This is a genomic window from Streptomyces sp. CA-142005 (genome assembly GCF_050942335.1).
GTDB lineage: Bacteria > Actinomycetota > Actinomycetes > Streptomycetales > Streptomycetaceae > Streptomyces.
This window is the reverse complement of record NZ_CP192078.1, coordinates 1,713,967-1,728,257: the sequence shown is the minus strand read 5'-3', so window position 1 is coordinate 1,728,257 and position 14,291 is coordinate 1,713,967. Positions and strand designations below refer to the sequence as shown.

Here is a 14,291-nt window from a genome sequence, read left to right as displayed (position 1 = left end):
GATCGCGGCAGTCCTGTTGTCGCCAGTGAGGTGCGCGCGGCTGATGCATGTGGCTTTCGGGTACGCGCCGTGAGCGAGAACGCGGCGCGGCCGACGACCGGCGCGCGGCGGCCCTGGCTGATCGTGAATCCGCGTTCGGGGGGAGGGAAGGAGAGCCGGTTCCGGATCGCGGAACGCGCCCGCACGCTCGGAGCCCAGGTGTTCCTGATCGATCATTCCCTGCTCCGGGACCTGGCGACGGTCGCCCGACGTGCGGTGGACGACGGTGCGGATCTGCTGGGCGTGGCGGGCGGAGACGGTACACAGGCGCTTGTCGCCGAGGTGGCCGCGGAGAGCGGCCTGCCCTTCGTGGTCATTCCGGCGGGTACCCGCAACCACTTCGCCATGGATCTCGGTCTGGACCGTGAGGACCCCTCGGCCGCGCTGGAGGCGCTCACGGACGGCGTCGAGCTGCGCGTGGATCTTGGGTACGCAGGCGAGCGGGTGTTCGTGAACAACGTCTCGTTCGGTGCTTATGCCGCCCTGGTGCAGGACCCGGCCTATCGGGACGACAAGCTTGGCACGGCCGTGCGCATCCTTCCGGAATTCCTGGCCCGCCACGAGGGCCCGGAGTTGGTGGTCCGCACTGGGCCGCTCACCGTGGACGGGCCGGATGCCGTGCTGGTGAGCAACAACCCTTACCAAGCGGATGACCCGACCAGGCTCGGCAGGCGTGCGCACCTGGATTCCGGCCTGCTGGGAGTACTGACCGCCAGGGCAGAGACGCCCGCAGAGACGGCCGCGAGGCTGCGCAGCGGACAACCGCACGGCCTCACCCGCCTCGCCACGCCCGACGACGTCGTCGTGTACGCCGACGCCCCGGTCCTCCCCGCCGGGCTGGACGGCGAAGCCGTCAGCCTGCCGACTCCCGTGCGGTGCCGCATCAGCCCTCGAGCACTCCGGGTATGGGTTCCCCGGCATCGTCCCGGCGCCCAGCCTGCCGGGCGATCGCCAGGGTGGGCCGCCATCCGGCGGGTGGTCTGAACCTCGGGGAGCCGCTCCCACCCGCTGTGCATGCTCCGCGGAACCCGCTACCCGTCCGTTCACCTGTAAAGCCGTGACTTGGAGCCCCAGAATCTGAATTTTCGATCACCTATGAGGGACTTGACGCCCGAGCCATTACATCTGATGATTTCATCAGGAAGGGGCGAATTGCTCTGATATGACAGATATCGCACCGTGTGCCGCTCACCGGGACATCGCCGTTCACCACCGCTGCACACAGGGTCGCCGGGCCACAGGCCGACGCTCCTACTTCCGCACCGATGGGATTGGACCGCGAATGACCAACACTGACCACACCCTCCTCGCCGAGCCGGTGAGCATTCCTGAGGTGCCCGACGCCGCGATAGCGATGATCGATGCCGAGGGCATCGTCGTGGGGTGGACGCACGCCGCCCAGCAGCTCGTCGGCTATGCGGCCGGGGAGGTGGTGGGCCGGTCCGCCGCACACGTGCTGCCGCCTCCCGAGGACGCCCGAAGGGCTGCGGCGTTCTCCGAGCAGTGCCGTGCGCGGGGCGGCTGGTCCGGCACTGTCGCGATACGCCACCGCGACGGCCACACGCTCAGGATGACGCTGCGGGTCTCGCTGCTGCGGGGGCAGGACGCCGGCAGCCGGTGGCTGGTGTCCGTGACGGACATAGGAGCTCTGTCCTCGGGGGCGACCGGGGGACCGGTGCGGGAGTCGCTCCTTGCCCGAGCCCCGATCGGCATCGTCGTTTATGACGCGCAGCTGCGCTGTGTCTGGGTGAACGACGCCATGGAGCGGCACGACGGCGTGCCTCGCCACCGACGCTTCGGGCGCGGTCTGAAGGACTCACTGCCCGCCGTCGAGGCCGAAGCGCTCGAGGTGGTGATGCGGCAGGTGCTGGAGAGCGGCACGACGACGGTGCACGAGTACCGTGCGTGGCCGCCTGCGGACCGGCCCCGTGAGCACGCGTTCTCCGCCTCCTTCTTCTGTCTCCAGGGCGCGGATGGCACGCCACTGGGCGTGTGCTCCATGACCGTGGACGTCACCGGAAACAAGCGGGCGCGCGAGCGCCTTGCCATCCTGAGCGAGGCCAGCACGCACATCGGCAGCACCCTCGACGTGATGCAGACCGCCCAGGAACTGGCAGAGCTCAGCGTGCCCCTGCTGGCCGACCACGTCGTCGTCGACCTGCTGGAGTCGGTTCCGTTCGGACTCGAACCCTCCGCACGGATCGGCACGACGAGCGGACGCCGCCCCGTGTTGCGCCGTGCCGGGGTGGCCTCCGTCGACCAGGGTGTCCTGGAGTTGCCAGCGGTGCGTGAAGAGGTGATCCACGTCCCCCCGACCTCGTCGTTCGCCGCCGTCCTGCGCACGGGCAGGTCTCACCTGGAACCGGTGCTGGACACCCATGCCGGCCCCTGGGTCGACCACGATCCGACGCGTGCGCAGAAGGTACGCGACAGCGACGTCCACTCCTTGATGGTCGTACCCATCCGCGCCCGGCGCTGCGTGCTGGGACTGGCGCTGTTCGGCCGTTCCACGGAACAGACGCCGTTCCAGGAGGACGACCTGCTCCTCGCCGAGGAACTGGTCACCCGGGCCGCACTCTGCCTGGACAACGCGCTCCAGTACGCGCGCGAGCGCACCGCCGCCCTCACGCTGCAACGCGACCTGCTCCCTCAGCGGGTGCAGGGCGGTGCTGCCGTCGAGGTCGCCTCGCGCTATGTGCCCGCCGACATGGACCACGGTGTGGGGGGCGACTGGTTCGATGTGGTCGAGCTGTCCGGTGCACGGGTGGCCCTGGTCGTCGGCGATGTGGTGGGACACGGCATCAACGCCGCGGCGACCATGGGCAGGTTGCGCACCGCCGTGCGCACGCTCGCGGACCTCGACCTGCCCCCGGACGAACTGCTGGCGCACCTCGACGACACGGTCCGGCGACTGAACGACGAGGACGCCGACGACACCGACCGGGTTCCAGCGGTCGTCGGTGCCACCTGTCTGTACGCCGTCTACGACCCGGTCTCCCGACGGTGCACGCTGGCACGGGCCGGGCATCCGCCGCCCCTGGTCGTCGACGCACAGGGCGGGGTCACCATCCCCGACCTGCCGGCCGGAGCCCCGCTGGGCCTCGGTCTCGGCCTGGTGCCTTTCGAGTCCGTGGAACTGGAACTGCCCGAAGGAAGCGTGCTCGCCCTCTACTCCGACGGCCTGGTGGAGTCCCGCGGCGAGGACATCGACGTCGGCCTGCGGCGTCTGGGCGCCGCCCTGGCACAGCCCGGTGCCGCCCTGGAGGATCTGTGCTCGCGGGCGATGGAGACCTTGTCGGCGCAGGCACCGGCCGACGACGTCACCCTGCTCCTTGCGCAGACGCGCGCCCTGCCGCCTGCCCAGGTCGCGTCCTGGGATCTGCCGAACGAACTCGTCACCGTCCCGATGGCCCGGCGTCTGGCCGCCCGTCAACTCCGTGAATGGGGCCTGGAGCCGCTGGTGACGGCCGTGGAGTCGCTCGTCAGTGAACTGGTCACCAATGCGATCCGCCACGGCGACGGCCCGATCCGCCTACGGCTCATCCAGCACCGGGTGCTTACCTGCGAAGTCTCCGACACCCACACCGGTCGGCCACGCCCGCGCCATCCCGGCAATCTCGACGAGCACGGCCGCGGCCTTCACCTGGTCGGTCGGCTGTCGCGCAGGTGCGGTGCCCGCTCGCTAACAGACGGCAAGGTCGTCTGGGCCGAACAGGACCTGCCGTCCCCAACAGGCGCCCGCTGAGCGCCGAAAGCCGCCACAGGATCCCCATCTCCCGTAGCCGCGGAACCTCGTAAGGAAAGCCAGAGACATGGACGCATCGGATGTTGAAAACGCCGACCCGGCAGGCGCCTTTCGAGGTGCGACGAGCGTCTTCGGCGCCGGCCCCGGCGGCCGGCCGCCCGCCTTCGACGGTCTGGCCGCGGCCGTGCTCGACGATCGGGGCACGGTGGTCGGGTGGACCGGCACAGCACAGGACCTGACCGGGTTCTGCGCCGACGAGGTCCACGGCCGCCCCGTGCGGGAGCTCGTGGCCGACCTTCCGCACGACCCGCGCAGGGCCGCACATGTGCCGGCGACCGGCCGGGTACGACTGCGTCACCGGTGCGGCAACACGATCGACGTCACCTTCCGGACCACACGGGTGAGCGGCTCGGCGGACTTCCTCGTGCTCGCAGCCCCCACTCCTCATGTCGCCGACCACCGGCACGGCGCAGCCCTCCTGCGCGCACTGTCCGCTCAGAACCGGATCACGATCGCCCTGCACGACACGGATCTCACCACCGTGCAGACGAACGCCATGCCGGACGCTCCCGACGGCCGTCCCCTACAGCCCGGCGCCCGACTGGACGACGTGCTGTGCGCCCAGGATGCCGAGAGCATCGAGGCGGTACTGCGGCAGGTGCTCGAGACGGGCGTCCCGGTGATCCACAGGAACCAGCGAGTGAGCTGGCGACACCATCCGGCGCGGCGGCACGAGCTGTCGCTGTCCGCCTTCCGACTGGAGGACGCGCGAGGACGCCCCGCAGGAGTCGCAGCCCTGTACGTAGACGACACCGACCAACTGCGTGCCCGCCGACAGCTGGATCTCGCCCATGCGGTCGCCGAGCGTGTGGGGGGCTCCCTGGATGTCGTGCGGACCGCCCAGGATCTCGCGGACGTCCTTGTACCCGCCTTCGGTGACCTCGTAGCGGTCGACCTTGCGGAAGCCGTCTTCGACGGTGACGAACCCGCCGAGCGGCTGGGCGGAGGAGATCCGCATCGGCGCAGCGCGGCCCTGGCGCCCGCCACCGCGGACTGGCCGCCCGGCATCCAGCGCGGCAACCTCGTCCCACCCCTGTCCGACCACCCCCTCCTGCGCCGCTTCCAGCGCGGCGAGACGGTCGTCTACGGCCGGGACGACTACATCGCCCTGTTCGGCGGCCCATATTCGGCCGAGCGGTTCCTCCCGCACGACGTCCAGGCGGTGATGGTGGCACCGCTGCACGCCCGCGGCGTCACCCTCGGAGCGATCGTGGTCTGGCGCACCGGTCCGTCCGAACCGTTCACCGCGGACGAGGTGGATCTCATGAGGCAGATCGCCTCACGGGGAGCACTCGCCATCGACAACGCCCGCCGCTACACGCGCGAGCACAGAGCGGCCATGGCCCTGCAGCAAAGACTCCTTCCCCCGGCCACGACCGACACTCCGGCAGCCGAGACCGCCGGCGTCTACCTGCCCACAGACCGTGGGGGCGGCACCAGCGGCGACTGGTACGACGCCATACCCCTGCCCGCTCTCCGGCTGGCCCTCGTCGCCGGAGACGTGATCGGCCGCGGCATACCCGCCAGTGCCACCATGGGCCGTCTGCGCGCTGCCATCCAGACCCTCGCCGACCTCGAACTGGAGCCGGACGAGTTGCTCACCCGTCTCGCCGACGTGGTCCAGCGCCTCGCGGCGGAAGCACCTCCTGGCGACCATGACGTCATGGGCGCCACCTGTCTGTACGCGGTCTACGATCCGGTCGCCCGACGCTGCGCCATGGCCAGTGCCGGGCACCCGCCGCCCGTGCTCGTGCGGCCCGACGGGAGTGCCGAAGCCGTCGACCTAGTCCCGGGGCCGCCCCTCGCCGTCTGCGGCATGCCGTACGAGACAACCACGATCGACCTCGAACCGGGCAGCGTCCTCGCGCTCTACACCGACGGCCTGGTCCAGCAAGCCACACACGATGTCAGCGACGGGCTCCAGCGGCTGACCGATGCCCTCGCCACCTCGTGCCGCCCGGACCGCGCTCTGGAGGAGACCGGCAGGACCCTCCTCGACCATCTGGTGGACGAAGCACCACGTGACGACGTGACCCTGCTGCTCGCACGTACCCGCGCCGTAACGGCTCAGAACACCGCTCGATGGCAGATACCGGCCGATCCGGCCGCTGTCTCGGACGCTCGGGAATGGGCGACCCGCCAACTCACCGCGTGGGGGTTGGACGACCTCCTCTTCCCCACCGAACTCATCGTCAGTGAACTGGTCACCAACGCGATCCGCTACGGTCGTCCGCCGGCGGAGCTGCGACTGATCCGCCACCACGTTCTGGTCTGCGAGGTCACCGACTCCAACAGCGCCCAACCCCGTCTGCGCCGCGCTCGCACCACCGACGAGGGTGGACGCGGCCTGTTCCTCGTTGCCCAACTCGCCGAGCGCTGGGGCTGCCGCCACGGCCAGAACCACAAGACCATCTGGTCCGAACAGCCGATCGCGCGCGCCCACTGATCAGGCCCTGTGGCCATCTTTGCTCTTTCTGGCGGAACGTGACCTCCCGAGAGCGGTTTGCCGGAACTTGAAGAGAATTCGGCTGGGTTCCCCGCTCCGCTGATTGCGGTGGCAGGCGCGCTGCCGCCGCAGTTCGGCGGGCCGAACCAGTGCCCGAGGAAGGGTTTCAGGTCGTCGGCCCGTGGATTGGGAATGTCGGGCAGCCGGGGCGGTGTGTTCAGTGGGTCGAGGCGGTCCACGGTGGCTGCTGCCCAGCTGATCCATGCTTCGGCTTCGGTTCTGGTCTGCCCTGGTGGCATGGCCTCGACTCGTGTGCGTACCGCGCTCACGTACTCGGTCAGTCGCGTGGCGCCATGCCGCTTGCTGGGCTGGGAGGCGGTCCTGGGAGTGGACACGCACCGGGATGCCCATGTGGCCGCCGTGCTCTCCCTGGTCCGAGATGCGTAGTGCAAGGTGACTTGATGGTGCGGGTGCTGACTCCCGTGCTGACTCCCGTGCTGGTTTGGGGCTGACTGAAAGCCCACGTCAACCAGCAATGATTGAGGCGAGTGGCGAGTTGCTGGACCGGCAATGGTCCGGATCTTGGGCTGAGAGCCGGCCAAGCGGTGTCTGAACCCTCTCCGGCTCGGCAGCACGCAGCACGCAGCTCGCCGTCGATGCCGGAAGCGCCGGCCTTGCCGAACTCGCTCGCGTTCCCGACTGGTCAAGGGGCAGCCGGGGCCTATGGACGCGTGGAATGACATCGGCCCGGCTCTAGGGGGAGCCTGCGTAGTCCGTGTAGGTTCCGGCCCAGTGAGATGAGGTGCAGGAACGGTCGCTACGGAGTCCGGCCAGGTGAGCAGGAGGGCGCAGTGGAAGGCGCCTCCCCGGGCCTCGACGTGGCGACCGTGCCGGCGCGGGCGGCAGAACGTCCGAGTGCCCCGCGGTAACACCGGTCGCAGATGTCGGGCTGCCCGACGTCAGCTCGGGCCACGACATTCCCGGGGGGCAAGGGTGTCCGCGGTTCCGGAGCAGTCGCTGTCCGGCGGGATCAAGCCGGCTACCCACCGAGGCCGCTCGCACGAGCATGATGTCGCAGACCACCAACAGCCTGCAGGTGATGAACGCCCGGAGGGACGCCACCTCGGCGGTGGTGTCCCTCTCCGACGGGCATGACCGAGGTCGCTCGAGCATGGGGTTCGGCGGTCAACTGGTCTTGTGGCCCCACTGCGGCCCGACCAGGGTCCACTCCCTGTCCCACTCCTTGATGCGCCGACGGTCGAGGTACCCACGGCCGACGCTCCCGATCCCGAACACCACGCCGCTCAGGGCGAGGGCGGCGGAGGCTCCAAAGAGCCCCGCCTCGACCGCGGCCTTGCCGGGCGTCGGGGGCTGTGTGCTCAGCCTCCCCCGGGTATCGACCCAGATCCTGACCGTGGAGCCGGCCTTCTTCCCGGTGGTCACCAGCGTCATGCCGCTGCGCGTGGAGCCGTCGGAGTTCGTCCAGCGGACCCTTGCCGATGCCAGGTCTCTCCCCGTCGCCGAGGTCGCGGTGCGCGGGACGTCATCGAGGAGAACGGCGCGGACGGGGGTCCGTTCGGCCCGTTGGTGGGCGAAGACCTGGTCGGCTGCATGGGCCGTCACCACACCGACCGCCGTGCCACCCACCGCGATGAGCACCCATACGGCCAGCACGAGCCATGCCTCGAGGACGTCGTCGCGACGTCGGACCGGGTTACTCCGCCATCGCCACAGCGGTACCCTCGTTCGCTTGCGCTTCCTGTTCGCGGGCCTGTCCTCGCGCATCTCTCCGCACCTCCTCGTCGTCACACACACGAAGGTGACAGCGGCGGCCTTGCGGTGGCATGGGCCGGTCAGGTGGAGGCGGAGGGCCGATCGGGCCAAGTCCAGTCGGGTGGCGGGCCGTTCGGCCCAGCACCCGTACGGCTCGTTGACCCGCCGTGGTGCTGTCCTCGGGTACGGCCCGGAGGCTCGGCCACTCCGCGGCGTGCACGGGATCAGGTGGGGTGACGCTCAACGACCGGGCCGCTTGAGTAGCCGTGATCCTGGAGCGGCGGCCACTCCGAGGGCCTCGTGCGGTTGCGGGTTGCGCCCTCAGAATCATCAGCCCACTGAGGCGGTGAGGACCCCGCCGGGCACAGCGGCCAAGGCTTCGGGCAGGTGGTCGTATATCTCGAACACGCCATCCAGCCCCGCACCACGAAGAATTCGAAGGAACTGGTTGCTGTCAGTGACAAGCCGCAGCCGACCGTGCCGTTCCACGACCCTGTTCCGCGCCCGGCACAGCATCCCGAGTCCGGCACAGTCGACGAAGGACACGGCACGGAGGTCCACCACGAGGTCGGGGAGAACGACGGCCGTCAGATCGTCCAAGCGGGCTCCAAGAGGCGCTGCTGTGAGGATGTCGATCTCACCGCGCAGCTCCAGGACGGTCGTCCCGCCGACGGCACGCTCGGTGTGGCGGGGTGCGAACGAGATGAGGGTTTCGACCATGGTCAGAGGAAATCCGGTCCGATGTGCGTGTCGGAAGGGCCGTCCGGCCCCCCTTCGCCGCCACGCTTCCTCGGGCCGCTCTCCGGCCAAGGCGGGACCCGTGGCCCTCACCCGCGGCTGCCGGCGGGCTCAGCATGGAGTGTGATCCCCTCACCGGGCGAAGGACGGCCTGACTCATGTACCCGAACGATGGTTTCCGCGAACTCGGTCGTCACGAGTGCCTGCGCCTGCTCGCGACGGCGCCCATAGGCCGCATCGTCTACACGCGCAAGGCGCTGCCCACGGTCGTGCCGGTCAACTTCGGCCTCGACGCCGACGGAGCGGTGCTGCTGCGCACCTCGATGGCCTCCGAGCTGGCCCGCGCAGTCGACGGCGCGGTCGTCGCGTTCGGGGCGGACGCGGCCGATGTGGAGACGCACTCCGGCTGGAGCGTCGTCGTCACCGGCCGGGCCGAGACCGTGACGGATGCGGCCGAGGCGGCCCGCCTGGAGCGGATCGGCCCGCGCTCCTGGGCTCCCTCGCCCGAGGAGGTCTTCGTGCGCATCGAGCCTGAACTGGTCACCGGGCGCGAACTCGTCGGAGGCCGCACGATGTACGGCCTCAACCTCTCTGCCTGACTGCTGGTCATGCGCGTCGTGACCTGGCCCGAAGGGCCCAACGGTGCGGGGCCGGACGGCGCGGCGACGGGCTCCCGCCGGCCCTGCCCGGTGCCGTGGCACGCGAGGAGCATCGTCAGTGGAGCCGCTCACGGAACCGTCCGTGTGCGGTGTCGCGAACGATGCGGAGGCAGTGATGACCGTGGCAACCCGTCCGGACGTGGACGCACCCGCCGAGGCCTGGCGTGGATTCGCCGGCCGGCGCTGGCGCGAACGGATCGACGTACGCGACTTCATCCAGGCCAACTACACGCCGTACGAAGGCGGTCCGGAGTTCCTGACCGGCCCGACCGAGCGCACGCTCGCCGTCTGGCACAAGGTCAGCGCCCTGTTCCCCGAGGAGCGCCGCAAGGGCATCCTCGACGTGGACACCGCCACCCCTTCCACGATCACCTCGCACGCCCCTGGCTACATCGACCGGGAACGCGAACTGATCGTCGGACTCCAGACCGAAGCCCCGTTGAAGCGCGCGATCATGCCGAACGGCGGGCTCCGGATGGTCGAGAACGGCCTGAAGGCGTACGGCTACGAGCCCGACCCGTTCGTGACCAAGGTCTTCGGTACCCACCGCAAGACCCACAACGACGGCGTCTTCGACGCCTACACCCCCGAGATGCGAGCCGCCCGCAAGGCCGGCATCATCACCGGGCTCCCGGACGCCTACGGCCGGGGCCGGATCATCGGCGACTACCGGCGCGTCGCTCTGTACGGCACCGACCGGCTGATCGAGGCCAAGCGGGCCGAGCGCGCCCTGCTGGACGGCCGGCCCTCCGCCCCGCACATCATCCGTGACCGCGAGGAACTCGCGGAGCAGATAAGAGCGTTGGGAGAGCTGGCGCGGATGGCAGCCTCCTACGGCTGTGACGTCACCCGCCCCGCGTCCACCGCCCACGAGGCCGTGCAGTGGCTCTACCTCGGCTTCCTGGCCGCGGTGAAGGAGCAGAACGGCGCCGCGATGTCGCTCGGCCGCACCTCGACCTTCCTGGACATCTACCTCCAGCGCGACCTCGATGAGGGGCGTATCGACGAGACCCGGGCCCAGGAGCTGATCGACGACTTCGTGATCAAGCTGCGGATCGTGCGCTTCCTGCGCACACCCGAGTACGACCAACTGTTCTCCGGCGACCCCACCTGGGTGACGGAGTCCATCGGCGGCATCGGCACCGACGGCCGCACACTCGTCACCCGCAGCTCCTTCCGCTTCCTGCGGACCCTCTACAACCTCGGGCCCGCGCCGGAGCCGAACCTCACGGTGCTGTGGTCGCCGCAGCTGCCCGAGGACTTCAAGCGGTTCTGCGCCCAGGTCTCGATCGACACGAGCTCCATCCAGTACGAGTCCGACGACCTGATGCGCCCGCGCACCGGCGACGACACCGCCATCGCCTGCTGCGTGTCGGCGATGGCGGTGGGCAGGCAGATGCAGTTCTTCGGTGCCCGGGTCAACCTCGCCAAGGCGCTCCTGTACGCGATCAACGGCGGCCGGGACGAGATGACCGGAGAGCAGGTCGCACCCGAGATGCCCGCCCTGGCAGGGGAGTACCTGGACTACGAGGAGCTGTCGGCGGCGTACGACCGGATGCTGGACTGGCTGGCGAAGACGTACGTCAACACGCTCAACGTCATCCACTACATGCACGACAAGTACGCCTACGAGCGCATCGAGATGGCCCTGCACAACCACCCCGTCCACCGCTACATGGCATGCGGCATCGCCGGGCTCTCCGTGGCCGCCGACAGCCTGTCAGCCGTCAAGTACGCCCGCGTGAAGGTGGTCCGGGACGACACCGGGCTGGCCGTGGACTACAAGGTCGAGGGCGACTACCCGGCGTACGGCAACAACGACGACCGCGCCGACCGCCTCGCCGTCGACCTGGTGGAATCCTTCATGGCCAAGGTACGCAGGCACCCCACCTACCGGGACGCCGAGCACACCCAGTCGGTACTGACGATCACCTCGAACGTGGTCTACGGCAAGCACACGGGCAACACCCCCGACGGGCGGCGTGCCGGACAGCCCTTCGCCCCCGGAGCCAACCCGATGAACGGCCGCGACCGGCACGGTGTCGTCGCCTCGGCCCTGTCCGTGGCGAAGCTGCCGTACGAGGAGGCCCGGGACGGCATCTCGCTGACCACGACCATCACACCCGAGGGACTGGGCCACAATCCCACGGAGCGGGCCGGAAACCTGGTCGGCATCCTCGACGGGTACATGACCTTCGGTGGTTTCCACATGAACGTCAACGTGCTGAACCGGGCGACGCTCGAGGACGCCGTGGAACACCCCGAGAAGTACCCCGAGCTGACGATCCGGGTCTCCGGATACGCGGTCAATTTCGTCCGGCTCACGCGTGAGCAGCAGCTCGACGTGATCAGCCGCACCTTCCACGGGTCGCTGTGAACACCGCGGCGACCTCAGCGGCACGGCAGGCGGCCCCGGCGACGGGACCGCTCACGGGCCGGGTGCACTCCTGGGACCTGTCCACCGGCGTGGACGGTCCCGGGACCCGGTTCGTCCTGTTCGTCAGCGGCTGCCCGTTGCGCTGCCTGTACTGCGCCAATCCGGACACCTGGCACATGCGCGACGGCCGGGAGACCTCGGTCGACAAGGTCATGGGGGAGATCGAAAAGTACCGGGGTTTCCTGACCACTGCCGGGGGAGGGGTGACCATCACCGGGGGGGAGCCGCTGCTCCAGCCGGCATTCGCCGGCTCCCTCCTGCACCGCTGCAAGGAGGCCGGACTTCACACGGCCCTGGACACCTCCGGCTTCCTCGGCACGCGTGCCTCCGACGAACTCCTCGCCGACACAGACCTGGTGCTACTGGACATCAAGTCGTTCGACGCCGCCACTTACCGCGAGCTCACCGGCGGCCAGCTGGCCCCCACGCTCAACTTCGCCACCCGCCTGGACCGGCTGGCCGTCCCCGTGTACATCCGTTACGTCCTCGTCCCAGGCTGGACGGACGACCCGTCCGCCGTGGACGCTCTCGGCGCCTTCCTGGCCGGGCTGAGCAACGTCGACCGGGTGGACGTCCTGCCCTTCCACAAACTCGGCGCCCACAAGTACGACGCTCTGGGTATCGACTTCCCGCTACGCGACACGCCCGTGCCCGATCCGGAGCTGACGGAACGCGTGCGCGAGCAGTTCCGGGAGCACGGGCTGGGGGCGTTGTGAGTAGGCCCATCTCCTGCGCGCGTTCACCCACGCGTGGGCCACACGGCCTCCGCACAGGGACCTGAGGCCTCTCCTGTCCCAAGTACACGGCCTCGACACTGAATTCGAGACTTCGAAGGAGGCCGGGATGCCCCGCACCATCACCGCAGGCCTGGACGGATCCTCGGAGAGCCTGACCACCGCCGAATGGGCGGCCAGGGAAGCCCTGCTCCGAGACCTCCCGCTGCACTTGGTCCACGCCCTTGGACGGCAGCTCTCCGCGCCCCTGGGCGGGGTATCCCAGCCGTCCCTGGGCCCGGACGCGCGGATTCGCTGGGCGGACCACATGCTTCGCGAGGCCGGAGCGACGATCGCGCGGCGCCACCCGGGCCTGCGGATCACCACCGACCGTCTTACCGAAGAACCCGTCACCGCCTTGCTTGGCGCGGGTCGGACAGCCGACCTACTGGTGCTGGGCTCTCGAGGCCTGGGCGGTATGGCCGGATTCCTGGTCGGGTCCGTCGCCCAGGCGGTCATGGCGGGCAGTCGGCGGCCTGTCGTCCTCGTGCGAGGTGGCCTGCGCTCCGAGGGCGAACACCAGTCCGGCGCTGTCGGGTCCGGGGGCACAGCGTTCCGGGACGTCGTCCTGGGCCTCAACTCTGCGGCTCCGAACGACGGCGTGATCGAATTCGCCTTCGAAGCCGCCTCTCAGCGTGCCGCGAGACTGCGCGTCGTCCATGGCCGGAGCCCGGAACTGCCCTACTACGACGATGGCGGCGACCTCGACGCCGAACTGCACGACGAACTCACCGGTGTGATGCACCGTGCGCTGTCCGAGGCGCTGGAGCCCTGGCGGGACAAGTTTCCCGGCGTCGAGGTGACAGAGCAGGCCGTGATCGGCAAGGCCGGCTCGCACCTCGTGGAGGCCTCGCGCGACGCGTCCCTCGTCGTGATCGGCCGCCGCCTGCGCCGGACACCGATCAGCACGGTGATCGGCCCCGTCGCCCACGCGGTGCTGCACCATGCCACCGCACCGGTCGCGGTGGTCCCCCACGATTGACGGGTTGCCTGGCGAGACCGCGATCAGGCGGGATCGCCCTCCTCGTGCGCGGGGAGCCGGACCCCGGTGATCAGGTCGGGTCGGATGCGTACGGCATGGTCCATGGTCTGGTCCACCCAGGGGTGAGCAGTTCCTGGTAGCGGGCCAGCTCATGCGAGTCGGTCACCAGTTGGGCGTAGCCGGTGACCACGACGCTCCAGCCGAGGTGAGTGTCGGGGTCTATGGAGTCGGCTTCATATGCCACCACGACGCCGTGGCCGTCGGCCTGCCCGGCGCGTGCGGTCAGTGCCGCGCCCTCGTGGGTGCGGATGACGATGTCACCCTTGTCAAGAACGTGGTTGACCGGGCGGACGGTCGGCAGTGCCTGGCGGGTGAGGACGGTCCTGCCGAAGGAGACGCTGCCCAGCAGCCGCAGGGCTTCGTCGCTGCCCAGCTCTGTGCTCGGGCGCGGCCCGGTCGGGACAGTCTGCGTGGTGTCAGTGGTCATGGAGTGGCTTCCGTGCGGTTTCGTTGCTCACTGCTGTGTGTCTCCGGCTGGCGCGGCCAGGCGGATGCGTGATCTGTCACCGTGGCGACGGGCGGTGCGCCGGTAGGGCATGCGCGACGACCCTTCGAGGCCTGCGCGGCTGCCTGTCCGCG

General features: G+C 69.8%; 9 protein-coding genes and 1 pseudogene. 7 read left to right on the top strand and 3 right to left on the bottom strand.

Going from position 1 to position 14,291, the window contains the following annotated elements; genetic code table 11:
- Positions 1 to 69 precede the first annotated feature (69 nt).
- The 3 genes from ACQPXS_RS08410 to ACQPXS_RS08400 all read left to right on the top strand — a co-directional run bounded on the left by ACQPXS_RS08410 (position 70) and on the right by ACQPXS_RS08400 (position 6,290).
- A complete protein-coding gene (locus tag ACQPXS_RS08410; RefSeq protein WP_433448455.1) occupies positions 70 to 1,023 on the top strand; it encodes a diacylglycerol/lipid kinase family protein in 954 nt (317 codons plus the stop codon).
- Between the two features lie 298 nt (positions 1,024 to 1,321).
- Positions 1,322 to 3,784 carry a SpoIIE family protein phosphatase gene (locus ACQPXS_RS08405; protein WP_433448453.1) on the top strand — a complete coding sequence of 821 codons (2,463 nt, stop codon included), beginning with the start codon at positions 1,322 to 1,324 and terminating at the stop codon, positions 3,782 to 3,784.
- A 67-nt stretch (positions 3,785 to 3,851) separates the two neighbouring features.
- A complete protein-coding gene (locus ACQPXS_RS08400; RefSeq protein ID WP_433448451.1) occupies positions 3,852 to 6,290 on the top strand; it encodes a SpoIIE family protein phosphatase in 2,439 nt (812 codons plus the stop codon).
- A gap of 1,185 nt (positions 6,291 to 7,475) precedes the next feature.
- Here the strand turns inward: ACQPXS_RS08400 and ACQPXS_RS08395 are convergent.
- Both ACQPXS_RS08395 and ACQPXS_RS08390 read right to left on the bottom strand, forming a co-directional pair.
- The gene (locus ACQPXS_RS08395) at positions 7,476 to 8,075 is read right to left on the bottom strand and encodes an Rv1733c family protein (RefSeq protein ID WP_433448449.1); all 600 of its coding nucleotides are present in this window, start codon (positions 8,073 to 8,075) and stop codon (positions 7,476 to 7,478) included.
- A gap of 318 nt (positions 8,076 to 8,393) precedes the next feature.
- Positions 8,394 to 8,783, bottom strand: a complete 390-nt coding sequence (locus tag ACQPXS_RS08390; protein ID WP_433448447.1) for an STAS domain-containing protein — start codon at positions 8,781 to 8,783, stop codon at positions 8,394 to 8,396.
- 176 nt (positions 8,784 to 8,959) lie between these two features.
- On the opposite strand from ACQPXS_RS08390, the gene ACQPXS_RS08385 reads away from it, so the two are divergent.
- The 4 genes from ACQPXS_RS08385 to ACQPXS_RS08370 all read left to right on the top strand — a co-directional run bounded on the left by ACQPXS_RS08385 (position 8,960) and on the right by ACQPXS_RS08370 (position 13,652).
- Positions 8,960 to 9,400, top strand: coding sequence for a pyridoxamine 5'-phosphate oxidase family protein (locus tag ACQPXS_RS08385; RefSeq protein ID WP_433448445.1), 441 nt, complete (start codon positions 8,960 to 8,962; stop codon positions 9,398 to 9,400).
- A gap of 175 nt (positions 9,401 to 9,575) precedes the next feature.
- The gene (gene pflB, locus ACQPXS_RS08380) at positions 9,576 to 11,837 is read left to right on the top strand and encodes a formate C-acetyltransferase (RefSeq protein WP_433448443.1); all 2,262 of its coding nucleotides are present in this window, start codon (positions 9,576 to 9,578) and stop codon (positions 11,835 to 11,837) included.
- Positions 11,834 to 12,613, top strand: coding sequence for a pyruvate formate-lyase-activating protein (gene pflA, locus ACQPXS_RS08375; RefSeq protein WP_433448441.1), 780 nt, complete (start codon positions 11,834 to 11,836; stop codon positions 12,611 to 12,613). Before pflB ends, pflA begins: the two co-directional genes overlap by 4 nt.
- A gap of 127 nt (positions 12,614 to 12,740) precedes the next feature.
- Positions 12,741 to 13,652: a universal stress protein gene (locus tag ACQPXS_RS08370; RefSeq protein WP_433448439.1), complete on the top strand. Its 912-nt coding sequence runs from the start codon at positions 12,741 to 12,743 to the stop codon at positions 13,650 to 13,652.
- 23 nt (positions 13,653 to 13,675) lie between these two features.
- Here ACQPXS_RS08370 and ACQPXS_RS08365 read toward each other — a convergent pair.
- A pseudogene (locus tag ACQPXS_RS08365) lies at positions 13,676 to 14,139 on the bottom strand (pyridoxamine 5'-phosphate oxidase family protein).
- Positions 14,140 to 14,291 lie beyond the last annotated feature (152 nt).